26 protein-coding genes and 1 riboswitch are annotated in these 23,486 nt (G+C 62.0%); of the genes, 14 read left to right on the top strand and 12 right to left on the bottom strand.

Annotated features, from left to right (window positions below):
• Positions 1-3 precede the first annotated feature (3 nt).
• From sufC to sufA, 5 genes are all read left to right on the top strand, one after another.
• Positions 4-759 (top strand): Fe-S cluster assembly ATPase SufC, encoded by a 756-nt coding sequence (gene sufC, locus RlegSU303_RS11640; protein ID WP_025394710.1) that lies wholly within the window; start codon positions 4-6, stop codon positions 757-759.
• Positions 760-784: 25 nt separating this feature from the next.
• Complete coding sequence (gene sufD / locus RlegSU303_RS11635) at positions 785-2,059, top strand: Fe-S cluster assembly protein SufD (protein ID WP_131718537.1); 1,275 nt, start codon at positions 785-787, stop codon at positions 2,057-2,059.
• Positions 2,060-2,071: 12 nt separating this feature from the next.
• Positions 2,072-3,313 (top strand): cysteine desulfurase, encoded by a 1,242-nt coding sequence (locus tag RlegSU303_RS11630; RefSeq protein WP_131718536.1) that lies wholly within the window; start codon positions 2,072-2,074, stop codon positions 3,311-3,313.
• 12 nt (positions 3,314-3,325) lie between these two features.
• Positions 3,326-3,706 (top strand): SUF system Fe-S cluster assembly protein, encoded by a 381-nt coding sequence (locus tag RlegSU303_RS11625; RefSeq protein WP_003559708.1) that lies wholly within the window; start codon positions 3,326-3,328, stop codon positions 3,704-3,706.
• A 93-nt stretch (positions 3,707-3,799) separates the two neighbouring features.
• Complete coding sequence (gene sufA, locus RlegSU303_RS11620) at positions 3,800-4,192, top strand: Fe-S cluster assembly scaffold SufA (RefSeq protein ID WP_131644166.1); 393 nt, start codon at positions 3,800-3,802, stop codon at positions 4,190-4,192.
• A 6-nt stretch (positions 4,193-4,198) separates the two neighbouring features.
• On the opposite strand, the gene RlegSU303_RS11615 is transcribed toward sufA, so the two are convergent.
• From RlegSU303_RS11615 to gcvT, 6 genes are all read right to left on the bottom strand, one after another.
• On the bottom strand, positions 4,199-4,825 hold the full coding sequence (locus tag RlegSU303_RS11615; protein ID WP_131718535.1) for an alpha/beta hydrolase: 627 nt from the start codon (positions 4,823-4,825) through the stop codon (positions 4,199-4,201).
• A gap of 83 nt (positions 4,826-4,908) precedes the next feature.
• Complete coding sequence (locus tag RlegSU303_RS11610; RefSeq protein ID WP_231283810.1) at positions 4,909-5,214, bottom strand: flagellar basal body rod protein FlgC; 306 nt, start codon at positions 5,212-5,214, stop codon at positions 4,909-4,911.
• A gap of 162 nt (positions 5,215-5,376) precedes the next feature.
• Positions 5,377-6,417, bottom strand: coding sequence for a GH25 family lysozyme (locus RlegSU303_RS11605; protein WP_131629941.1), 1,041 nt, complete (start codon positions 6,415-6,417; stop codon positions 5,377-5,379).
• Between the two features lie 269 nt (positions 6,418-6,686).
• Positions 6,687-9,551 carry an aminomethyl-transferring glycine dehydrogenase gene (gene gcvP / locus RlegSU303_RS11600; RefSeq protein WP_168290025.1) on the bottom strand — a complete coding sequence of 955 codons (2,865 nt, stop codon included), beginning with the start codon at positions 9,549-9,551 and terminating at the stop codon, positions 6,687-6,689.
• The gene (gene gcvH / locus RlegSU303_RS11595) at positions 9,551-9,913 is read right to left on the bottom strand and encodes a glycine cleavage system protein GcvH (RefSeq protein WP_003539971.1); all 363 of its coding nucleotides are present in this window, start codon (positions 9,911-9,913) and stop codon (positions 9,551-9,553) included. The genes gcvP and gcvH overlap by 1 nt, the downstream gene beginning before the upstream one ends.
• Positions 9,914-9,936: 23 nt before the next feature.
• Entirely contained in the window at positions 9,937-11,073 is a 1,137-nt protein-coding gene (gcvT, locus tag RlegSU303_RS11590) for a glycine cleavage system aminomethyltransferase GcvT (protein ID WP_168278384.1), read from the bottom strand.
• Positions 11,074-11,229: 156 nt separating this feature from the next.
• Positions 11,230-11,322, bottom strand: a riboswitch (glycine riboswitch).
• A gap of 157 nt (positions 11,323-11,479) precedes the next feature.
• On the opposite strand from gcvT, the gene RlegSU303_RS11585 reads away from it, so the two are divergent.
• Together RlegSU303_RS11585 and RlegSU303_RS11580 are read left to right on the top strand one after the other, a co-directional pair.
• The gene (locus RlegSU303_RS11585; RefSeq protein ID WP_168278386.1) at positions 11,480-11,860 is read left to right on the top strand and encodes a hypothetical protein; all 381 of its coding nucleotides are present in this window, start codon (positions 11,480-11,482) and stop codon (positions 11,858-11,860) included.
• 73 nt (positions 11,861-11,933) lie between these two features.
• Positions 11,934-12,929, top strand: a complete 996-nt coding sequence (locus RlegSU303_RS11580) for a DUF1775 domain-containing protein (RefSeq protein ID WP_017960596.1) — start codon at positions 11,934-11,936, stop codon at positions 12,927-12,929.
• Between the two features lie 73 nt (positions 12,930-13,002).
• Here RlegSU303_RS11580 and RlegSU303_RS11575 read toward each other — a convergent pair whose 3' ends face one another.
• Complete coding sequence (locus RlegSU303_RS11575; protein ID WP_017960595.1) at positions 13,003-13,269, bottom strand: hypothetical protein; 267 nt, start codon at positions 13,267-13,269, stop codon at positions 13,003-13,005.
• Between the two features lie 121 nt (positions 13,270-13,390).
• Between RlegSU303_RS11575 and crcB the strand changes: the two genes are divergently transcribed.
• From crcB to RlegSU303_RS11540, 7 genes are all read left to right on the top strand, one after another.
• Positions 13,391-13,768, top strand: coding sequence for a fluoride efflux transporter CrcB (gene crcB, locus RlegSU303_RS11570; RefSeq protein ID WP_003539962.1), 378 nt, complete (start codon positions 13,391-13,393; stop codon positions 13,766-13,768).
• 94 nt (positions 13,769-13,862) lie between these two features.
• Complete coding sequence (locus tag RlegSU303_RS11565; protein WP_003559680.1) at positions 13,863-14,855, top strand: RluA family pseudouridine synthase; 993 nt, start codon at positions 13,863-13,865, stop codon at positions 14,853-14,855.
• The gene (locus RlegSU303_RS11560; RefSeq protein ID WP_017960593.1) at positions 14,852-15,505 is read left to right on the top strand and encodes an HAD-IA family hydrolase; all 654 of its coding nucleotides are present in this window, start codon (positions 14,852-14,854) and stop codon (positions 15,503-15,505) included. Before RlegSU303_RS11565 ends, RlegSU303_RS11560 begins: the two co-directional genes overlap by 4 nt.
• A 9-nt stretch (positions 15,506-15,514) precedes the next feature.
• The gene (locus RlegSU303_RS11555) at positions 15,515-16,300 is read left to right on the top strand and encodes an ATP12 family chaperone protein (protein WP_094085886.1); all 786 of its coding nucleotides are present in this window, start codon (positions 15,515-15,517) and stop codon (positions 16,298-16,300) included.
• 68 nt (positions 16,301-16,368) lie between these two features.
• On the top strand, positions 16,369-16,827 hold the full coding sequence (locus tag RlegSU303_RS11550; protein WP_094085887.1) for a hypothetical protein: 459 nt from the start codon (positions 16,369-16,371) through the stop codon (positions 16,825-16,827).
• A gap of 49 nt (positions 16,828-16,876) precedes the next feature.
• Complete coding sequence (locus RlegSU303_RS11545) at positions 16,877-18,409, top strand: acyl-CoA carboxylase subunit beta (protein WP_094085888.1); 1,533 nt, start codon at positions 16,877-16,879, stop codon at positions 18,407-18,409.
• Positions 18,410-18,548: 139 nt separating this feature from the next.
• A complete protein-coding gene (locus RlegSU303_RS11540; RefSeq protein ID WP_017960589.1) occupies positions 18,549-18,941 on the top strand; it encodes a DoxX family protein in 393 nt (130 codons plus the stop codon).
• Between the two features lie 42 nt (positions 18,942-18,983).
• Here RlegSU303_RS11540 and sugE read toward each other — a convergent pair whose 3' ends face one another.
• The 5 genes from sugE to RlegSU303_RS11510 form a co-directional block, all read right to left on the bottom strand.
• A complete protein-coding gene (gene sugE, locus RlegSU303_RS11535; RefSeq protein ID WP_027667501.1) occupies positions 18,984-19,298 on the bottom strand; it encodes a quaternary ammonium compound efflux SMR transporter SugE in 315 nt (104 codons plus the stop codon).
• Between the two features lie 168 nt (positions 19,299-19,466).
• Positions 19,467-19,934: a YaiI/YqxD family protein gene (locus tag RlegSU303_RS11530; protein WP_094085889.1), complete on the bottom strand. Its 468-nt coding sequence runs from the start codon at positions 19,932-19,934 to the stop codon at positions 19,467-19,469.
• 10 nt (positions 19,935-19,944) lie between these two features.
• Positions 19,945-20,529: a GNAT family N-acetyltransferase gene (locus RlegSU303_RS11525; RefSeq protein WP_094085890.1), complete on the bottom strand. Its 585-nt coding sequence runs from the start codon at positions 20,527-20,529 to the stop codon at positions 19,945-19,947.
• 101 nt (positions 20,530-20,630) lie between these two features.
• Complete coding sequence (locus RlegSU303_RS11515) at positions 20,631-22,652, bottom strand: acetyl-CoA carboxylase biotin carboxylase subunit (RefSeq protein ID WP_094085891.1); 2,022 nt, start codon at positions 22,650-22,652, stop codon at positions 20,631-20,633.
• A gap of 75 nt (positions 22,653-22,727) precedes the next feature.
• Entirely contained in the window at positions 22,728-23,432 is a 705-nt protein-coding gene (locus RlegSU303_RS11510) for a hypothetical protein (RefSeq protein WP_011652111.1), read from the bottom strand.
• Between the last annotated feature and the right edge of the window lie 54 nt (positions 23,433-23,486).

Raw genomic sequence — 23,486 nt, 5'->3', positions numbered from 1 at the left:
ACTATGCTTGAAATCAGAAACCTCCATGCCCGTATCGCCGAAGACGGCACCGAGATCATCCGTGGCCTGAACCTGACGGTGAAGGCCGGCGAAGTCGCCGCGATCATGGGGCCGAACGGCTCCGGCAAGTCGACGCTCTCCTATGTGCTGTCCGGCCGCAGCGACTACGAAGTCACCGAGGGTGACATTCTCTACAATGGCGAGAGCATTCTCGAGCTCGATCCCTCCGAACGCGCCGCCAAGGGCATCTTCCTTGCCTTCCAGTACCCGGTTGAAATTCCGGGCGTCGCCACCATGCAGTTCCTCAAGGTGGCGATGAACGAGCAGCGCAAGGCGCGCGGCGAGGACGAGCTGACGACGCCGGACTTCATGCGCCGCGTCAAGGATGCCGCCGGCAAGCTGCAGATCAATACCGAGATGCTGAAGCGGCCGCTGAACGTCGGCTTCTCCGGCGGCGAGAAGAAGCGCGCCGAGATCCTGCAGATGGCGCTGCTCGAACCGAAGCTCTGCGTGCTCGACGAAACCGATTCCGGGCTCGACATCGATGCGCTGAAGATCGTCGCTGACGGCGTCAACGCGCTGCGTTCGCCGGACCGCGCGGTCGTAGTCATCACCCACTACCAGCGCCTGCTCGACTACATCGTGCCGGATACCGTCCACGTGCTTTACAAGGGCCAGGTGATCAAGTCGGGCGACAAGACACTGGCGCATGAGCTGGAAGCCAACGGCTATGCCGACATCATCGGCACGGCGGCCTGAGTTTCGGGTGGAAAGGACGACGTCCATGAATATGCAGACGACGAGCCGCCTGACTGCGGCCGAGACGGCGCTGATCGAGGCTTTCAACCAGCAGATCGGCGAGCTGCCGGGCAATGGCGCGGTGACGGCACTGCGCGACCGGCTTCTCGACGACCTGAAGAAGGCCGGCCTGCCGACGCGCCGCATCGAGGCCTGGCACTATAGCGACCTCAAGAACCTGCTGCGCACTGTCCCGCAGCAGGCTGGCGATGCCGGCTCGCAGGCTTTGGAGCCGCTCGTTGCCGACTCGACGGTGCTGGCGGTGATCCAGGGCCATTCCAACCAGAAGGCTGCGGTCGACGGTCTTGGCGTTTCGGCCTATTCCGAACGTCTGCTTGACGGCTCTGCCGCGGGTGGCCTGGATGCACTCGGTTCTGACGACGCGGTCGGCCGCATCAATGGCAGCTTCGTGCGCGACGGCTATGTCGTTGACGTGCCTGCCGATACCGCGCTTGAAAACCCCCTTGAAATCCAGTTCATCCATGCCGGTGGGCAGACACATACGCGCCTGCCTGTGTCCTTCGGCGCCGGCGTTGAGGCGACCGTCATCGAGCGTCACCGCACGGTGACCGGCGATGCAGCGCTGGTGTCCCATGTCAGCGACATCACGGTTGGCGAAGGCGCCGAACTGACCTGGGTCATCCTGCAGCAGCAGGGGGCTGACGATACGCATCTCGGGCAGATCCGCATCGATCTGGGCGCTGACGCCAAGCTCCGGCTTTTCGTCATCAATGCCGGCGGCAAGCTGGTCCGGCAGGAGCTGCATATCAAGGTGACGGGCGAGGGCGCCGATCTGACCCTGCGCGGCATCAACCTGCTCGGAGCAGAAAGCCATACCGACGTGACGATGATGCTCGGCCATGACGTGCCGAATACCGGCTCGACCGAAGTGATCCGCAACGTCGTCTTCGACCGTGCCAAGGGTGTGTTCCAGGGCATGATCCGGGTCGCGCCCGATGCGCAGAAGACCGATGCCAAGATGGCCTGCAACACGTTGCTGATGTCCGACGACGCCGAATTCTCGGTCAAGCCCGAGCTCGAAATCTTCGCCGACGACGTGCAGTGCGGCCACGGCGCCACGGTGACCGATATCGACGCCAACCATCTCTATTACATGATGGCGCGGGGTATTCCGGAGAACAAGGCGCGGGCGATGCTCGTCAATGCCTTCGTCGCCGAAATCGTCGAGGAACTGGAAGATGAGGACCTGGTCGAGGCGCTGGAAGGCGTGATTTCGGCCTGGCTCGAAAAGCACGCCTGATCGGATATATCAATGGACAAGATAGTGCCGGCCACGCAATACGACGTCGAAGCCATCCGCCGGGATTTTCCGATCCTGGCGGAGAAGGTGTATGGCAAGGCGCTGGTCTATCTCGACAACGGCGCATCCGCGCAGAAGCCGCAGGTGGTGATCGACGCCATCTCGCATGCCTATTCCCATGAATATGCCAATGTGCATCGTGGCCTGCACTATCTCTCGAATGCGGCGACGGATGCCTACGAGGCAGCGCGCGAAAAGGTCCGCCGCTTTCTCAACGCGCCTTCGGTGAACGACATCGTTTTCACCAAGAATTCGACAGAAGCGATCAACACCGTCGCCTATGGCTGGGGCATGCCGAAGATTGGTGAAGGCGACGAGATCGTGCTGACGATCATGGAGCACCATTCCAATATTGTGCCCTGGCACTTCATCCGCGAACGGCAGGGCGCCAAACTCGTCTGGGTGCCCGTCGACGACGAGGGCGCCTTCCATATCGAGGATTTCGAAAAGAGCCTGACGGAGCGCACCAAGCTCGTCGCCATCACCCATATGTCGAATGCGCTCGGCACGATCGTTCCCGTCAAGGAAGTCTGCCGGATCGCACATGAGCACGGCATTCCGGTGCTGATCGACGGCAGCCAGGGCGCGGTCCATCTGCCTGTCGATGTGCAGGATATCGATTGCGACTGGTACGTCATGACCGGCCATAAGCTCTACGGCCCGTCCGGCATCGGCGTGCTCTACGGCAAGAAGGAGCGGCTTTATGAGATGCGGCCGTTCCAGGGCGGCGGCGAGATGATCTTCGAGGTCGCCGAGGACATGGTCACCTACAACGATCCGCCGCATCGCTTCGAGGCCGGCACGCCGCCGATCGTCCAGGCGATCGGGCTCGGTTACGCACTCGACTATATGGAGAAGATCGGCCGCGAGGCGATCACCAAGCATGAGGCCGATCTTGCCGCCTATGCGGTCGAGCGGTTGAAATCCGTCAATTCGCTGCGCGTCTTTGGCACGGCGCCCGACAAGGGCAGTATCTTCTCTTTCGAGCTTGCCGGCATCCATGCCCATGACGTCTCGATGGTGATCGACCGGCAAGGTGTTGCGGTCCGTGCCGGCACGCATTGCGCCATGCCGCTCTTGAAACGCTTCGGCGTCACCTCCACATGCCGTGCATCGTTCGGCATGTACAATACCCGCGCCGAGGTCGATGCGCTCGCCGATGCGCTTGAATATGCGCGCAAGTTTTTTGCTTGAGGAGTGTTGGTGATGAGCCTGGACGAAAGCGAACAGAAGATCGACGTGCGCGAAGGCATCGTGCATTCCAGCATTCCGGCCGATGAGCTGGCGCGGCTGAGCGACGACGTTATCAGCGCGCTGAAGACCGTCTACGATCCTGAAATTCCTGCCGACATCTTCGAGCTCGGTCTGATCTACAAGATCGACATCGAGGACGACCGGATGGTGAAGATCATGATGACGCTGACCGCGCCCGGCTGCCCGGTGGCCGGCGAGATGCCCGGCTGGGTCGAAAACGCCGTCGGCGCCGTCGAAGGCGTGTCGGGCGTCGAGGTTGCCATGACCTTCGATCCGCCGTGGACGCCGGATCGCATGTCCGAAGAGGCGCAGGTCGCCGTTGGCTGGTATTGACGTCCCGCGGTATTGATCCGTTTACCTCGGACGACTACATTTGAATGACGATGCACCGGATCTTGACCCCGGTTGCGGAAGGAGAATGAGCCGATGGGCTTTGCAATCATGAGCATGACGGACGGTGCTGCGGCCCGCGTCAAAGCGATCGTCGAGAATTCAGGGCCTGATGCCAAGGGCGTGCGCGTCGGCATCAAGAAGGGCGGCTGCGCCGGGATGGAATACACCATCGATCTGGTGACTGAGCCCAATGCCAAGGACGATCTGATTGAGCGCGACGGTGCCAAAGTCTGGGTCGAGCCGTCGGCAGCTCTCTATCTCCTCGGCACGGAGATGGGGTTCGAGGCGACGACGCTCCGCTCCGGCTTCACCTTCACCAACCCGAACCAGACATCGGCCTGCGGCTGCGGCGAATCCGTCGAGCTGAAGCCCGCCGATCTCGCGGCCCTTGCCGCCCAGCGCCAAAGCGAGCCGGCGCATTCCTGACGTCCTTCAGGCCGGCGGAAAATTTTCCGCCAGCCAACTCATGATAAAATCCGGTTCGCTCTCATCCAGGCCATGGCCCGCCGGGAGCAGTCGCGTCGTGACGCCGGCGCCACTTTCTTCGATCTGATCCCTGACCAGCACAACATCCCCAGGCGCGCGACGCTCGTCGCGTTCGCCGGCGAGTATCAGGACGCGATGGCCTCTCAGGTCGGGAAAATCGGCGGCTGGCGCGGGTGACAACGGTCTCAGCAGGATGGCGCCGGCTGCGGTTTCCGGGCGATGCAGCAGGACCGAAGCCGCCATGATCGCACCATTCGAAAAGCCGAGCAGCACAGGTGGCCGTCTCAGCAGACCGTTCTCCAAGGCCCTCGCCAGGAAATCAGCGAGGTGATGGGTCTTGTTGAAGAGATCGATGTAATCGAGCGTCCGGTCCGGGTTTCGACGAAAGAATGCAAAGCCTTCCTCCCACTCGACCGCACCCCTGAGCGCCAGATAAGGACGATCCGGCCCGACCTTGTCCGCAAGCCCGATGAGATTGCGTTCATGCGTGCCGCTGCCGTGCAGCAGCACCAGTGGTGCCGCATCGAGCTCAGCTCTTCCCGTGATGAAAACGAAATCCTGATATTCCGGCATGCATCGATCCCGCATCAATGGCGCGGATTGGCATAGGCCTGATTCGAGACGATTTTATAACAATACCGTCACTTTAGGGGTGCTCAATCGCGCTTGATGCTCATCAGCATTTCCCACATGTCGGCGTCAGTCTCGAAAACCACGGCGTTCGCCTTGTAGCTCTGCTCGGCTTCGATCAGGTCGCTCACTTCGGTGGCCGGATCGACATCCGACGCGGTCGGGCTGACGACGGCCTGAACGCCGCTTGACGCAACGGGGGTGAGGCTGGTGTTCAGCCTGGGATAGCCCGGCGTGCTGCTGTTTGCGATGTTGTTGGCAATTGCGCCGACCCGCGTCGCCTGCGCCCGCATTCCTGAAAGAGCAGTGTTCGTAATGCCGGATATGCTCATCAGCCGTTTCCCTAGAACTGGATGAAATTCTTTTACATGCGAGGGCTTAGAGAATGCTGAAGGCGTTGCGTTAGCAAAGACCTATCTGTTCGCGCATCTTGCCATCCATCTGTTCCGGATTGGCACGGGGATCGAAGGGGGCCAAACCATGGAACAGTTTCCCTATCGCGACACCACCCAGTCGTGCCAATCGCTCTCGTCGCCATTGAACACGTTGAGGTCGATCTTGCCGTCGACGCCTTCGGAAAGGCCGGAGCCGGAATACTGCCAGAAGACCCATTTGCGGCCGGGATAGACCTTGGAGGGGTGAGCGGCTACCGAGCGCAGCCAGAAGGGATAATTGAGCAGTTCGCCCTTCAGGTTGTCGCGATAGAAATCCGGCGCGGTGTAGATGATCGGGCGCTGGCCATAATGGCGTTCCACCTTATCCATGAACACCTGCATCTTCTCCAGGACGCGCTTGCGGGAGAGCCTTTGCTTGCAGCTCGATTCACCGTTCCATTCGACGTCGATGACGGGGGGGAGCGCGTTGGCTTCCTTCGGCACATTGCGGATGAACCAATCAGCCTGTTCGCCGCCAGTTCGGCACCAATAGAAGAAGTGATAGGCGCCATGCTTCAGTCCGGCTTCCTTTGCGCGTCGCCAGTTCTTCCTGAACATCGGATCGAGGTGATCGCCGCCGTCGGTCGCCTTTATGTAGACGAAGTTCGCGCCTTGCTTTCGCAAGGTCTCCCAGTCGATCTCACCTTGCCAGCGCGAGACGTCTACGCCATGCACGGCGAGCTTTCTTGGCGAAATCCTGCCGAAGTTGATCGGCTTGGCATCGCGAAAGCGATGCCCGTAAATACGCGAGCGCGTAGAAGATTTCGGGCCGACATCAGAATTAATTCCCGGCTCGGCGGGCATGAGCATCGCGACTGGCCGTTCCGTCGGCATGGGCATGCCGACAGCCCCGTCCGCGGGCACGAGCGCTTGCGGCTCCGGAACCGGTCCTGTCCAGCTCAACGGCTGCTGCCGAGCGCTTGACTGCGGAGCAGAATCACCCACGACGGCAGCCGGTATGGGGCCGCTCGGCTTTGTGATCGCATTCGTCGTTTCCGCCGACGGCACGGGGGTGAGCACATCTTCGGCGCCGGAGCTTGCGGCGCAGCCCGACAGGATCATGGTGGCGAGGAGAATTGCTGGCACAGCCGATGGACGCATAGGAACCCGCACGCAAACAGAGATCGACGGCAACATCCATGATGATTGGAACCCGCCCATTTCAAATTGCTAACAGAGACTTGCTAAGAAAGGTTAAATTTGAACCCATGCCTCAATATGGATTGCGAGGCTCGCGATTATGCGAGGATCTGCTTCGAATCCGCCGATGCGCGGCACATCCTCGGCACATTGCCGAGGATGAAGTCGCTAAAGAACGAGATACGTCCTAAGGGTGAATCCCCTCCCGTGTGAGGGAATTGCAGAATTTATTACTCCGCCGCCTCCGCGTAGCTTTCCACCGGCGGGCAGGTGCAGACGAGGTTGCGGTCGCCATAGACATTGTCGACGCGGTTGACCGGCGACCAGTATTTGTCGACGCGGAAGGCGCCGGGCGGGAAGCAGGCCTGTTCCCGGCTATAGGGACGATCCCATTCGCCGACGAGGTCTTCCACCGTGTGCGGCGCGTTCTTCAGCGGATTGTTCACCTTGTCCATGCGGCCATCCTCGATGGCGCGGGCTTCCTCGCGGATCGCCAGCATCGCCTCGCAGAAACGGTCGAGTTCGGCCTTGGTCTCGCTTTCCGTCGGCTCGATCATCAACGTGCCGGCGACCGGCCAGCTCATGGTCGGGGCATGGAATCCGCAGTCGATCAGCCGCTTGGCGACGTCGTCGACGGTGACACCCGAGCTGTCGACCAGCGGGCGGGTGTCGATGATGCATTCATGCGCGACACGGCCGGCCTCGGACTTGTAGAGAACGTCATAGGCGCCCTTCAGCCGGGCGGCGATATAGTTGGCGTTGAGGATCGCCACCTTGGTCGCCTGCGTCAGGCCTTCGCCGCCCATCATCAGGCAATAGCTCCAGGAGATCGGCAGGATCGAGGCCGAGCCGAAAGCGGCAGCCGAGACCGCACCCGAACGGCCGTCGGTTTCGGGGTGGCCGGGCAGGTAGGGGGCCAGATGCGCCTTGACGCCGATCGGGCCCATGCCGGGTCCGCCGCCGCCATGCGGAATGCAGAAGGTCTTGTGCAGGTTGAGATGCGAGACGTCGGAGCCGATGTCACCGGGGCGGGACAGGCCGACCATGGCATTCATGTTGGCGCCGTCGAGATAGACCTGGCCGCCATGCTCATGCACGAGATCGCAGATTTCCTTGACGGTCTCCTCGAAGACGCCGTGCGTCGAAGGGTAGGTGATCATGCAGCAGGAGAGGTTTGCCGCATGCTGCTCAGCCTTGGCGCGGAAATCGTCGAGATCGATATCGCCGTTTTCGCGCACCTTGACGACGACGACCTTCATGCCGACCATCTGGGCCGAGGCCGGATTGGTACCGTGCGCCGAGGTCGGGATCAGGCAGACGTCGCGATGGCCGTCGCCATTGGCGATATGATAGTTGCGGATCGTCAGCAGCCCGGCATATTCGCCCTGCGCACCGGAATTCGGCTGCATGGAGAAGGCGTCGTAGCCGGTGACGGCGCAGAGCTTTTCGATCAGGTCGTCGATCATCTCGCGGTAGCCGAGCGCCTGGTCGGCCGGCACGAAGGGATGGATGTCGGAAAATTCCGGCCAGGTGATCGGCAGCATTTCCGCCGTCGCATTGAGCTTCATCGTGCAGGAACCGAGCGGGATCATCGAGCGGTCGAGCGCCAGATCCCGGTCGGAAAGCCGGCGGATGTAGCGCGTCATCTCGCTTTCGGCGCGGTTCATGTGGAAGATCGGATGGGTGAGGTAATCGCTGGTGCGGAGCAGGCCCTTCGGCAGGCGGTAGGAAGGCTCGAAATCGGCAATGGTGAAATTGCCGCCGAAGGCGCGCCAGACGGCTTCGAGCGTCGCCGGCCGGGTGCGTTCGTCGAGGCTCATGCCGATTTTGGTTTCGCCGACCTTGCGCAGATTGACGCCTTCGGCGACGGCTGCACGCAGGATGAGACCCTGCATATGGCCGACATCGACGGTGATCGTGTCGAAGAAGGTGTCCGGTTCAACCTTATAGCCGAGCTTTTCCAGGCCCTTGGCCATCAGCACGGCTTTCTGGTGCACCTGCTGGGCGATCGCCTTGATACCCTTCGGGCCGTGGAAGACGGCATACATCGAGGCCATGACGGCCAGCAGCACCTGGGCGGTGCAGATGTTCGACGTCGCCTTTTCGCGGCGGATATGCTGTTCGCGGGTCTGCAGCGACAGGCGATAGGCGCGGTTGCCGCGGGCATCGACGGAAACGCCGACGAGGCGGCCGGGCATGGAGCGCTTGATGGCATCCTTGACCGACATATAGGCCGCATGCGGGCCGCCGTAACCGACCGGGACGCCGAAGCGCTGCGAGGATCCGACGGCAATATCGGCACCCATTTCGCCGGGCGATTTCAGCAGCGTCAGCGCCAGGATATCGGCGGCGACAACGGCGATGGCGCCGGTCTGATGCAGGCGCGAGATCAGGCCGGTAAAATCATGCACGTGACCGTGCGTGCCAGGATACTGGAAGATTGCGCCGAAGACGTCGACAGGATCGAGATCGGTGAAGGGATTGCCGACGATGACGCTCCAGCCGAGCGGCTCGGCGCGGGTGCGGATCAGGGCGATGGTCTGCGGATGGCAGTCGGCATCGACGAAGAAAGACTTTGCCTTCGATTTGGCGACGCGCTCGGCGATCGCCATGCCTTCGGCGGCGGCGGTCGCCTCGTCGAGCAGCGAGGCGTTGGCAACGTCGAGGCCGGTGAGGTCGCAGATCATCGTCTGGTAGTTCAGCAGTGCTTCCAGGCGACCCTGGCTGATCTCCGGCTGGTAGGGCGTATAGGCTGTGTACCAGGCGGGGTTTTCGAGGATGTTGCGCTGGATGACCGGCGGCGTGATCGTGCCGTAGTAACCCTGGCCGATCAGCGAGACCAGCACCTTGTTCTTGTTGGCGGTCTCGCGCAGCTTGTCGAGCGCCTCGCGCTCGGTCATCGGCGCGCCCCAGACGAGCGGCGCCTTCTGGCGGATCGAGGGCGGCAGCGTCGCGTCGATCAGGCCATCGAGGCTGTTATAGCCGATCACCTTCAGCATATCGGTCATCTCGGCCGGCGAGGGGCCGATATGGCGGCGATTGGCGAAATCGTAGGGCTGATAGTCGGTGAACTGGAATTCTGTCGGCGTCGTCATTACGCAGTGAGCTCCTTGTAGGCCGCCTCGTCGAGCAGGCCATCGGCGTCCGCAGCGTTTGCAAGCTTCAGCTTGAAGAACCAGCCGGCGCCCTGAGGATCGGAATTGACCAGCGACGGGTCTGCAACAATGGCCGGATTGACCTCGGTGATCTCGCCATCCAGCGGACAATAGACATCGGAAGCAGCCTTGACGGATTCAACGGTCGCGGCATTGCCGTTCTTGGAGAAGGTCGCGCCGACTTCCGGCAGCTCGACGAAAACCAGGTCGCCGAGCTGTTCGACGGCATAGGTGGTGATGCCGACCGTCGCAACGCCGCCTTCGATCTTCAGCCATTCGTGTTCTTCGGTAAATTTCAGCATTGTTCGTCCTCTCTGGAAAAGGTTTAGCGTTTGTAGGTCGGTGTGACGAAGGGAAGGGCGCTGACGGTGGTCGGCAGATATTTGCCGCGCACCTCTGCATAGACGAGCGTGCCTGCCGCAGCATGGGAGACCGGCACGTATCCAATGGCGACGGGACCTTCGACGCTGGGGCCGAAGCCGCCCGAGGTGACCTCGCCGATTTCGATCTTGCCCTCGGCATCGGCATAAAGCTTGGCATGGCCGCGCACCGGCGCCTTGCCTTCCGGCTTCAGGCCGACACGGCGGCGCGCGGCGCCGTTTTCGAGTTCGGACAGGATGCGGCCGGAGCCCGGGAAGCCGCCGGCACGCGCACCGTTGCCGCGCCTTGCCTTCTGCATGGCCCATTCGAGCGCTGCCTCCACTGGCGAGGTGGTCGTATCGATATCGTTGCCGTAGAGGCAGAGACCGGCTTCGAGGCGCAGCGAATCGCGGGCGCCGAGGCCGATCGCCTGGACGTCCGGATGTTCGAGCAACCGCATGGTGACATCCACGGCCTTGTCTGATGGAATCGAGATCTCGAAGCCGTCCTCGCCGCTATAGCCGGAGCGGGAAACAAGACAGGAAACGTCGTGCAGGCGGCAGTGGCGCACATCCATGAATTTCATCGCAGCGACGTCGGCCCAGAGTTCGGCGAGAACGGCGACTGCGCGCGGCCCCTGCAGCGCGATCAAAGCGCGGTTGAGAAGGGTGATGTCGCACTGGTCGCCGATATGGGCCTGCAGATGGGCGAGATCGGCCTCCTTGCAGGCGGCGTTGACGACGACGAAGAGGTGGTCGTCGAGATGGGCGATCATCAGGTCGTCGAGAATGCAGCCGGTGTCGTCGGTGAAAAAGCCGTAGCGCTGGCGGCCTTCGGCAAGGCCTAGGATGTCGACCGGCACTAGGCTCTCGAGCGCCAGCGCCGCATCCTCGTAGCTGCCCGACTTCGCCTTCACGATGACCTGGCCCATGTGGGAGACATCGAACAGGCCGGCTTCGGCGCGGGTATGAAGATGCTCCTTCATCACGCCTGCGGGATATTGCACCGGCATGTCGTAACCGGCGAACGGCACCATGCGGGCGCCGAGCGAAAGATGCAGGGCATGCAGCGGGGTTTTCTTCAGGGCAGCAGTATCGTCCAAAAGACGCCTCCGGGGTTTGCGCCTTCTCGCGAAGGCGCGGGCTCAAATCTGAAGGCGCGGCTGCGCGCTTCTCTCCTGAGCCCCCTCTGTCCTTGCGCCTGAGATTGTTATCCCTTCGGCGAGCGTTTCGAGAACGCTTCTCTCCAGAGTTCCGTCTGCCCCTTGCTGGTCCTTTTGCCTGAGAGTTTCCGGGGCGGTTGCTCCTTCGGCACCGGTGGCGAAAGCACCGGCTTCTCCCAACAAGGTTGGCGCAATTATCCGGCGGGTGCAGCACTTGGCAAGGCCAAATGTCGTGACCGGACAAATTTTTGTCGCCATATGCCGGCTGAGCCCTGATCTGCAGCAAATCTGCTTTTGCATTTCGCGGGGAAAACGGCTATCGCGACATGCTGTTGAAGGGGATCTGATGCGACAGACCGGACTGAAAGCGACGCTCTTCCTGCGCATGCTTTGCGCATTGAGCTTGGCTTTGCTCGGGCTCGCCCATCAGGCGCCGCAGGCTGTCACCTCCGAAGGCTACGATGCCGCGGCCTATGTGCTGCCCGACGGCACGTTCGCCTCGCTCTGCGTCACCGTGAAGGATGCCGACGGCAAGACCTTCGCCTTCAAGTCGAATTGCGAAGCCTGCCGGCTGTCGGCATCCGTCATCCTGCCGACGCCGGATGCGGGCTCCTGGCTCGAGCGCAAGTTCGCCTCGCTGATCAACGCGCCGATCGAAACTTCAGCCGTTGCCGGTGCAAGCGCTGTCAGCCGGCCGAATTCGCGCGGGCCTCCCATCCTCGTCTGATCTGCCTTCGCAATCCATGATGCAGAATGCCGGTCCGCCCGAGAGAAGTCCGCGGCCGGCGAGGAGACATCCGATGAAAACTATCAAGACACTTGGCGAGACATTCGGGCTTGCCGCCCTTCTTTCCGTGACCGCCTTTGCCGACGCCGAGGCGCATGTGACCTTCCTCGACAGAGAGGCGAAGCAGGAGAGCACCATTCTCGCTACGCTGCAGGTGCCGCATGGCTGCGACAGCAAGGCGACCACGGAAGTGCGGGTCAAGCTGCCGGAAGGCTTCGTCTTCGCCAAACCGCAGCCGAAGGCCGGCTGGGAACTCGAGGTGATCAAGGGCGACTATCAGAAGACCTATGACAATCACGGCGACAAGGTGAAGACGGGTGCGATCGAAGTGCGCTGGAAGAACGGCAATCTCTCCGACGATTTCTACGACACCTTCGTCATCCAGGGTAAGGTATCGGGCGTCGAAGCCGGCACCTCGCTCGCTTTTCCGGTGACGCAGATGTGCGGCGACACGGTCGAGGCCTGGGATCAGGTGGCCAAGGAAGGCGGTGACGCGCATGGGATGAAAAGCCCGGCGCCGCTGTTGAAGGTCGTTGCCGGTGAAGATCATGGTCACGATCATGCCGATATGGCCGGCATGGACATGTCCGCTATGGCGGGCGCTGCCGCACCGGCTGGCGACACGGTCAAGGCCGGCGATCTCGAAATCTCCGGCGGCTTCGCCAAGGCAATGCTGCCCGGCCAGCCGGTCGGCGGCGGCTTTTTCACGGTGAAGAATAACGGCCAGACGGACGATCGCCTGGTGTCCGTCAGCTCGCCCGCAGCTGGTGAGGTTCAGATCCACGAGATGGTGACGAAGGACAATGTTATGCGGATGCGCCAGCTGAAGGACGGTATCGCCATCGGTGCCGGCGAGACGGTCAAGCTCCAGCCCGGCAACCTGCACCTGATGTTCCAGAAAGTGAAGACGCTGTTCAAGCAGGGCGATACGGTGCCGGTGACGCTGACCTTCGAAAAGGCCGGCAAGGTCGATCTGGTCCTGCGGGTGCTGTCCGCCCAAGGCAAATGAAGTAGACTGATTAAACAGAAAAGCCTGCGACTGTAACCGCAGTCGCAGGCTTTCGTTTGGAAGGTGATGGGCCTCAGAAGTCTTCGTAGGATCGCAGCGCCTGCTTCAGGCCGGCCTGCGGCTGGCGGTTGCCTTTGGCCATCAGGTCGAGGGCCACTTCGGTCGACTGGATGATGCTGGAGGGCTCGTCTATTTCCTGAGTGCCTTCGGCCTTCAACTGCCGGTCGGCAACGCGGCGCGCATCGCGGGCGGCGGTGCTCGTCGCGACACGCTGCGGGATTCGGAGCGAGTCGAAGGCAATGGCGGCGGTGCTCGCCGATATGGACAGGAGCTGGGTCATGTCGTCAGCGTATCGGTACGACCTTGGCGCCATTATAAAAAAATCATCGGCATTTTACCGGATGGTAAGAATTCATTCCTTCCCGATTGGAATCGCTGCAGAGTTGCGATAAATCCGGCTGATGATCCAGGCTCTTCTCGTCGCCGTCGGCGGCGCCATCGGTTCTCTTCTCAGATATTATGTCGGCCAATGGGCGCTGAGACTCATGGGTCCGGCATTTCCCTGGGGCACGCTCGCCGTCAATGTCGTCGGCTGTTTTGTCATCGGCGTCTTCGCCGAGCTGATTGCGCGGAAGTTCAATGCTTCGGTGGAGCTGCGCCTCCTGCTGATCACCGGCTTCCTCGGCGGCTTCACAACCTTCTCGGCCTTCTCGCTGGATGCAATCTCGCTGTTCGAGCGCGGCGAGGCCGTCGCCGGCGGTATTTACATCGCGGCGAGCGTCGGGCTTTCGATGGCGGCCGTCATCGCCGGGCTCGCCGTCATGCGCGCTTTGGCCTGATTTCTTTTCCGGTTTCCGTTTTGCATGAAAATGCTCTAAAGGCTGCGGCAAGAACGCCGGCTCGGCCTGCGCTGCAATTTCCGAAAGATTTTTTATGGCTGGCATAGAACATATCAAGGTTGAACCCGACGAAGCCGGCATGCGGCTCGATCGCTGGTTCAAGGTGCACTTTCCCGGGCTCGGCTTCGGTCCGCTGCAGAAGCTCTTGCGCTCCGGCCAGGTGCGCGTCGACGGTGGACGTGTCAAATCGGATGCGCGCGTGCAGCCCGGCCAGACGGTGCGCGTGCCGCCGATGGATGTCGATGCCAAACTGAAATCCGGACCGATCGCCGGCAAGGATCTCAAACATTCGACGGATTTCCAACTCTTATCGCGCATGGTGCTGCACGAGGACGAAAAGGTAATCGTACTCAACAAGCCCCCTGGTCTTGCGGTGCAGGGTGGCTCGGGTGTGGCCAGGCATATCGACCAAATGCTCGAAGCCTGGACTAGCCCGAAGGGCGAGAAGCCGCGGCTTGTTCACCGTCTCGACCGCGACACCTCGGGTGTTCTCGTCATCGCCCGCACGCGCGGCGCGGCGCAGAAGCTGACGGCGGCCTTCCGCGAGCGCGACACCAAAAAGACCTACTGGGCGCTGGTCAAGGGCGTGCCGCGCAAGCACGAGGACAAGATTTCGACCTGGCTCGTCAAGGAGCCGACCGTTGACGGCGACCGCATGCGCATCGCCAAGCACGGCGAGGACGGCGCCGACCATGCGATTTCCTTCTACCGCGTGCTGGAGACGGCGGCACAGAACCTCGCATGGCTGGAGATGGAGCCCTATACCGGCCGTACCCACCAGTTGCGCGTCCATGCCCTGCATATCGGCCACCCGATCATCGGCGATCCGAAATATTTCGACGACGATCCGAATTGGGATTTTCCAGGCGGCGTTCAGAAGAAGCTGCATCTGCACGCCCGTCACATCGACATTCCGCACCCCTCCGGCGGCCGCCTGCGTGTCAGCGCGCCGCTGCCGGCGCATATGGTGCAGACCTGGAACCTTCTCGGTCTCGACCTTGCCGGCGCTGAAAGGGACAGCGAATGAAACTTGCCCTTTTCGATTGCGACGGCACGCTGGTCGACAGTGCTGCGCTGATCCACGAAACCATGCGCCGGACCTTCGACAAGTTCGGCAAGCCTGAACCGCGGTTTGAAGTCACCAAGGCCATTATCGGCTTGTCCCTCGATATCGCGATCGCCCGCATGCAGGGCAGGCCGCATGTGGAGCAGGAAGACATCGACATGACGGCGCATTACAAATCGCTGTTCTCGATCGTGCGTCAGGATCTCGACTACAAGGAGCCGCTGTTTCCCGGCATCCGCGAAATGATCGATGCACTGACTGGCCGAGAAGACCTGCTGATCGGCGCGGTGACAGGCAAATCCAGGCGCGGGCTCAAGGTCGTGATGGAGACGCATGGCTTCGACAAGCATTTCATCGTCGCACGCACCGCCGACGATTGCCCCTCTAAACCGCATCCGGCCATGGTGACGGAATGCTGCGATGAAACCGGCATGAATGCCACTGACACCATTGTCATCGGCGATGCGGTTTACGATATGCAGATGGCCAAGGCTGCCGGGGCCAAGGCGATCGGCGTTGCCTGGGGCTATGCCAGCGTGGATGAGCTGATCGCCAACGGCGCTGATGCGATCGCCTACCATCCGAACGAGATATTGCGTCATTTTTCCTGAGGTGAGCCCATGCGCGATCTGCTGAACGACCTTTCCGAAGGCCTGAGCCATCCCGATCCCATCCGCCGCGCGCAGATCCAGATGAAGAAGCCGCTGCCGAAGCGCTTCTATACCGACGTCTCCGTTGCCGAGCACGAGGGTGGTTTTGCGATCACGCTCGACGGCAAGATGGTGCGTACGCCGGCGCGTCAAGTTCTCGCCGTGCCGACTGAGGCGCTGGCGCGGCTTGTCGCCGCCGAATGGCAGGCGCAGGGCGAAGAGATCAATCCCGTGAGCATGCCGGTGACCCGGCTCGTCAACACCGCACTCGACGGCGTTGCCGCCAACGCGCAGGCGATTTTCGAGGATATATTGCGTTTTTCCTCCAGCGACCTCATCTGCTACCGCGCCGAGGAGCCGGAACTGCTGGTCGAGCGCCAGGCCGAGCACTGGGATCCCGTGATCGACTGGGCGGCGACCGATCTCGGCGCCCGCTTCATCCTCGTCGAAGGGGTGATGCCTCATGAGCAGCCGCGCGAGGCGATTGCCGCCTTTGCCGTCACGCTCGCGAGATATGATAGCCCGATGGCGCTGGCCGCCCTCCACACAGTCACCACGCTGACGGGCTCGGCGATCCTGGCGCTGGCCTTCGCCGAGAGCCGTGTGACGGTGGAGGAGGCCTGGTCGCTTGCCCATCTCGACGAGGATTGGACGATCGAGCATTGGGGCAGCGACGAGGAAGCGGAGCAGCGGCGGGCCAAGCGCTTTGCCGAGTTCAAAGCCGCAGCGGATGTTTTTTTCGCCCTAAGCGCCTGAAACATATTGCCTTCCAATGCATTATGACGAAGTCTGCGACTCCAACGGGGTGGTGCGGGATTTTTGCAATGAATTGGCTGAGGTCGTGTTTTTGCCGGACGACACTCGTCTGTGTCGCGCTCACGGCCTGTGGCAGCCTCTCGGCCACCAAGCCGGCGGCGCCGGTCTATGATGTGCGCAGCGCCGTCGTTCTCTCCGGTCCGAACATGCCGGCCGAGCTGCTTTCCGGTATCAACGACCGCGTCAACGCGGCGATCAACGCCACCGTGCGCGACACCGTGCTGCCGCGTGTGGTGCTGACGATCCGCGTGGTATCCGTCCAGAAGGGCCTCGGCTTCCAGAAGGACCGCAACGTCGCCAAGATCAGCATCGACGCGGCCTCGGTCGAGGACGGCTCGGTCATCGCCGTCAGCGCCTTCGACGTCACCAGCATCGCTGCCGATCCCAAGCTTGCCGACGAGATCCTGGCCGAGGACGCCGCCGCAAGGATACGCTCGGTTTTCTCACTCAGCGGGCGCGCTCAGTAGCGCGACGCCCTAACCGCCGGATTGCCGCCGCAGCGGCGAGGGAGATCGCATGAAGGAAATTCTCGAAGAACTGGAACGGCGCCGCGACGTCGCCCGCCTTGGCGGCGGCGAGGCGCGCATTGACGCCCAGCACAAGCGCGGCAAGCTGACGGCGCGCGAGCGCATCGATCTCTTCCTTGACGAAGGCTCGTTCGAGGAGTTCGACATGTTCGTCGAACACCGCTCCACCGATTTCGGCATGGACAAGAGCCGTATCGCCGGCGACGGCGTCGTCACCGGCTGGGGCACGGTCAATGGCCGCACCGTGTTCGTCTTCGCCAAGGACTTCACCGTCTTCGGCGGCTCGCTGTCTGAAGCGCACGCCGAGAAGATCATGAAGGTGCAGGACATGGCGCTGAAGAACCGCGCGCCGATCGTCGGTATCTATGATGCGGGTGGCGCTCGTATCCAGGAGGGCGTGGCGGCTCTCGGCGGTTATGCCGAGGTATTTCAGCGCAATGTGCTCGCTTCCGGCGTCATTCCGCAGATCTCGGTGATCATGGGTCCTTGCGCCGGCGGCGACGTCTATTCGCCTGCGATGACCGATTTCATCTTCATGGTGCGTGATACCTCCTACATGTTCGTCACCGGGCCGGACGTGGTGAAAACCGTCACCAACGAGACGGTGACATCAGAAGAGCTCGGCGGCGCCGTGGTGCATACTGTGCGCTCATCGATTGCCGACGGCGCCTATGAGAATGATGTCGAAACGCTGCTGCAGGTGCGCCGGCTGATCGATTTCCTGCCGCTTTCGAACACCGCGCCGCTGCCGGAGATCGAATGTTACCAGTCGGTGACAGATGTCGATGCCTCGCTCGATACGCTGGTGCCGGCGAGTTCCAACAAACCTTACGACATCAAGGAACTGATCCGGAAGGTGGCGGACGAGGGGGATTTCTTCGAGATCCAGGCGAGCTTTGCCAAAAATATCGTCTGCGGCTTCGGCCGCGTCGAAGGCTCGACCGTCGGCTTTGTCGCCAATCAGCCGATGGTGCTGGCCGGCGTTCTCGACAGCGACGCCTCGCGCAAGGCGGCCCGCTTCGTGCGCTTCTGCGACTGCTTCAACATTCCGATCGTCACCTTCGTCGACGTGCCGGGCTTCCTGCCGGGTACGGCGCAGGAATATGGCGGCCTCATCAAGCACGGCGCCAAGCTGCTCTTCGCCTATGCCGAGGCGACGGTGCCGAAGCTCACCGTCATCACCCGCAAGGCCTTCGGCGGCGCCTACGACGTGATGGCATCGAAACATCTGCGCGGCGACCTCAACTATGCCTGGCCAACGGCGCAGATCGCCGTGATGGGCGCCAAAGGCGCCGTCGAGATCATCTTCCGCAAGGATATTGCCGATCCGGAGAAGATCGCCGCGCATACGAAAATGTACGAGGACCGGTTCCTCTCGCCCTTCGTCGCCGCCGAGCGCGGTTATGTCGACGAGGTGATCATGCCGCATTCGACCCGGCGGCGGCTGGCGCGCGGTTTGAAAATGCTGCGCAACAAGGATCTCGCCAATCCGTGGAAGAAACACGACAACATTCCGCTTTGACGTTTTCCGCCGAATAAAGCTGTGCGATCGGGTGTTTACCTGCTGTCGAAAAAGTGAACGGTCGTCAGCGATCCGTGTGTTCATTCCTTGCCAAGGACAAGCTAACGCTCGGCACTTACTGTTTTAAAGGAGAGGTTTAATGTCAACTTTTGAGCGTCTTTCTGCCTATCGCCCCTATGGGCTGGCCGCTCTCAGAATCATCACCGCGCTGCTGTTCATCGAACACGGCACGATGAAGCTTTTCGCTTTCCCGGTTGCGCAAATGGAAGGCTCGCTGCCGCCGCTGATGCTGTTCGCCGCCCTACTCGAGCTGATCGGCGGCATCCTCATTCTCGTCGGCCTGCTGACGCGCCCGGTCGCCTTCCTGCTGGCCGGCGAAATGGCCGTCGCCTATTTCATGGCGCATGCCCCGAGCAGCTTCTTCCCGGCCGTCAACCAGGGCGACGCAGCGATCCTGTTCTGCTTCGTCTTCTTCTACCTGGTCTTCGCCGGTCCCGGCGCTTTTGCCGTCGATAACCGCAAGACAGCCTGAACGATACACTGAGGGGCGTCGGCGACGCCCCTCCACCTCACATCAGGCGGTGAGCTTGAGACCGGCGATGCCGGCGACGATCAGCGTGATGCAGGCAAGACGGGAGACACTTGCCTCATCACCCAGCAGCCAGATGCCGAGAAATACGGTGCCGACTGTGCCGATGCCGGTCCAGACCGCATAGGCGGTACCGATCGGCAGATGCTTCACCGCCAGGCCGAGCAGCACGATGCTGATCACCATCGATATGACGGTCAGCGCCGTCGGCATCGGCCGTGTGAAACCCTCGGTATATTTAAGGCCGATCGCCCAGCCACATTCGAAAAGACCGGCGAGAAAAAGCAGAAACCAGGCCATACGACTCTCCTTGTTCAAGAGCGAGGCCGTCCCCGCGACAGTTGCATCCCAGAGGATGCCGCAGTCGTCTGCGATAGCGCCTATATGCGTGAGGAAACGGCCGGCTTCAAGATAGGAATCGGCATGGCTGCCATGCCACCCGTTTCCTGCGAGCCTGTGTGAGCCACATCAAGATTGCCCGCCAGCCTCCGTGGCAAGGCTTTTGGCGCGGCGGCAGAGGCGATCGAAGGTTTCGAGGAAGCGTGAGCGGTCCTTCGGGCTGAAAGCGGCGTTGTAGCCCTTGCTCTCGCCGGTTTCGCGCAAGTGCGCGCCGAGATCGCGCATGGCGCTCGCCATGCCGATATTGGTCTCGTCGAAGACGCGCCCGGTGGGGCCGCTGACGAAGGCGCCGGTCGCGACACAGCGCACGGCAAGCGGCACATCGGCGGTGACGACGACATCGCCCGCGCCGGCGCGTTCGGCGATCCAGTTGTCGGCGGCGTCGAAGGCGTTGGAGACGATGACGTTGTGGATCATCGGATCGCGCGAGGGGCGCAGGCCGGAATTGGCAACGAAGGTGACTTCGAGGCCGTGACGTTCGGCCACCTTCAGGACTTCCGGCTTCACCGGGCAGGCATCGGCGTCGACATAGATCATGGCAATATCCTCATGCCGGTTGCGTGGCCTGCTGGCGGACCATATCGATATGCGGAATGCCGTCTTCCAGATATTCCTGTGACACCGCGATGAAACCGAAAGATTCGTAGAACCGGCGCAAATGGGCCTGTGCCGACAAGGCAATGGGATTTTCCGGATAAAGCCGCTCGCAAGCGGCAATCGCCTCGCTCATCAGTACAGCGCCCAGCCGCTTGCCGCGATGCTCGGGTGAGACGACAACGCGGCCGATCTTCGACGGATCCTGTGGCTCATACGGTTTCAGGATTCGCGCCGCGCCCAGGAGTTCGGCACCTTCCAGCAGCCGCAGATGCAAGGCATCGATATCCTTGCCGTCAAGTTCCGGGTAGAGGCAGTTCGGCTCGACGACGAAGACATCGACGCGCATTCTCAAGAGGTCGTAGAGCTCCCGCGTGGAAAGTTCATCGAGACTCCTGAGGTCTACCCTATAGGTGGCAGCAGCCCCCGTCGCCTTGACCTCCACCAGCACTTCGCCGGCCCGCGCCCCCTCCAGCTGGGCGGTCATCACTTCCAGCGGTTTTCCTGCCTGAACGGCAACGGCAGCGCGAACGTCCATTTGATATCTCCCTGCTGATTTTGTCGGTATCCGGCTGCTTGTCGGGCTGAGCTTGGCATGCTCGGCAAGCCCCGCTGACGAAGCCGGCCGCCTGGCTTATCTCAGGCAAATTCCATGATCACGGCATCGACCGCCAGGCTTTCGCCGGCTGCGGCATTGATCTTCGAGACGACGAGATCGCGGTCGGCGCGCAGCACGTTTTCCATCTTCATCGCTTCAACGATCGCAAGCGTCTCACCGGCCTTGACCTCCTGGCCCTCGGCCACCGCGATGGCGACGACGAGGCCGGGCATCGGGCAGAGCAGGAGCTTGGAAGTATCGGGCGGCAGCTTCACCGGCATCAGCCGGTCGAGTTCGGCATGACGCGGCGAAAAGACCTTGGTCGTCACCGAAAGCCCCTGCCAGTCGATACGCAAGCCGTTCAGAACGGGGCGGATCTGCGCGGTGATGTCGCGACCGCCGACCTTGCCGTTCCAGACAGGGTCGCCCGGTCTCCAATCGGTGGCAACACTCTGGCTCCCGCCCTCGATCGCCCCATCGATCGCGATATCCATATCGAAGGGGATGGTGACGAGGCCGTCGAGCAATCTTGCTGCGACATGGTTGTCGCCGATCTTGACCACCCAATCCTCGCGCAGCACGCCCGCTGCGGCGCGCAGGCGATCGGCGAAACGTTCGCGGCGGTTCGTCTCGATCAGCGAGGCGGAAAGCGCGATGCCGGCAAGCACGGCTTCTTGCGCCCGGTCCGGTTTCATCGGCGCAAAGCCATCGGGATATTCCTCGGCGATGAAGCCTGTGGAAAGCCGGCCCTCGCGCCAGCGCGGATGTTTCATCAGCGCCGACAGGAAAGGCACATTGTGCTCGATGCCGTCGACGACGAAGCCGTCGAGCGCCTGACCCATGGCCTCGATCGCTTCCAGCCGCGTCGGCGCCCAGGTGCAGAGTTTGGCGATCATCGGGTCGTAATACATCGAAATCTCCGCACCTTCGAAGACGCCGGTATCGTTGCGGACGACGACATTGCCGGTCCTGCCTTCCGCCGGCGGCCGGTAGCGCGTCAGGCGGCCGATCGAGGGCAGGAAGTTGCGATAGGGATCTTCGGCATAGAGCCGGCTCTCGACCGCCCAGCCGTCAAGCCTGATATCCTGCTGGGCGAAGGGCAGGGGCTCTCCGGCCGCGACACGGATCATCTGCTCGACGAGATCGATGCCGGTGATGAGTTCGGTCACGGGATGCTCGACCTGCAGGCGGGTGTTCATTTCGAGGAAATAGAATTTGCGGTCCCGGTCGACGATGAATTCGACGGTGCCGGCGCTCTGGTAATCGACGGCTCTCGCCAGAGCCACCGATTGTTCGCCCATCGCCTTGCGGGTGGCTTCATCGAGGAAGGGCGAGGGCGCCTCTTCCGCCACCTTCTGGTTCCGCCGCTGGATCGAGCATTCGCGCTCGCCGAGATAGACGACGTTGCCATGCGCATCGGCCAGGACCTGGATCTCGATATGGCGCGGCTCGACAACGAATTTCTCGATGAAGACGCGGTCGTCACCGAAAGAGCTTTGCGCCTCCGAGCGGGCGCGCTCGAAGCCGTCGCGCACTTCCGCCTCGTTCCAGGCAATGCGCATGCCCTTGCCGCCGCCGCCGGCCGAGGCCTTGATCATGACGGGATAACCGATCCCGCCCGATATCACTTCCGCATGGGCGGCATCCTCGATGATGCCGAGGTGGCCGGGCACGGTGGATACACCGGCGGCATTGGCGAATTTCTTCGATTCGATCTTGTCGCCCATCGCCATGATCGCTTTCGGCTTCGGGCCGATGAAGATGATGCCCTGCTTTTCCAGTTCAGCGCAGAAGGAGGCGCGTTCGGACAGGAAGCCGTAGCCGGGATGCACCGCCTCGGCGCCGGTTGCCTTGCAGGCGGCAATGATCTTTTCGGCGACGAGATAACTCTCCGACGCCGCGGCCGGGCCGATATGAACGGCCTCGTCGGCCATCTCGACATGCAGCGCGTCCCGATCCGCATCCGAATAGACCGCGACGGTCAAAATGCCCATGCGGCGCGCAGTCTTGATCACGCGGCAGGCGATTTCGCCGCGATTCGCGATCAGGATTTTCTTGAACATCGAGACTCCACCCAGAAATGCATCCCGGAGTTTTACGCACAAAACACCGGAACGCACAATCAGGCTTGCGGAGCGTCAGGCGACGGCAGCTTCTGCGACGGGTTCCTCGTCGACGATGCGCAGCCAGCGGCTGCGCCGCGGCTCGGCATAGTCGCGCAGCTCGACGGCAGCCATGATCCCCGCCCAGTGCGGATGATTGGCGCCGCGCAGCGTTGCCTGCTCGATCTGCTGGAGAACGCCGTATTCGACCGACGAGACCGGGATGACGCCGCCTTCGGCGACGCTTCTGAAGATGCGCATCGCATAGTCGATGTCCTGGCGGGTGATGCCCCGGCGATCGATGGCGCGCGACAGCTTGTAGCCACCGATATTGTCGGTGATCGCCAGGCGGAGCTGATCGAGGGCGAGCGCTCTCAACTCGACTGGGACATCGGCCGAAATCTCCATGACGTGGAGAATGAGTTCGAGCTCGAGCGCCGAGTTGACGACACCATCGGTCGTGAACATGCGCATGATCCAGGCGACGTTGATTTCATCCAGCGAGCCCTGCGGATAGGTGTAATGGACGATGAAACCGGCGAGCTGCTCCACGAAGAAAGCGTTCCAGTCGGCACACTTTTCAGGGCAGGAATTGTTGAGCGCCAACATCGCCACGACATCGTCGGATGTCCGGATTCCCTCCGGAAAACTATGTTTGCGCAGCAGTACTATATCTTCGGCCGTCAGCCGATGCTTGCCGGCCACGACACAGGCCGGAAAAGCGAGACGAAATTCGCTCATGTTTTAACTCCAGGCTTCATCATGAAGCCGGAAACGGTTTTACCGCCTGCGAAT

This window comes from Rhizobium sp. SU303 (assembly GCF_021052345.1).
Classification (GTDB): Bacteria; Pseudomonadota; Alphaproteobacteria; order Rhizobiales; family Rhizobiaceae; genus Rhizobium; species Rhizobium laguerreae.
This window is presented reverse-complemented; position numbering and strand designations above follow the sequence as displayed.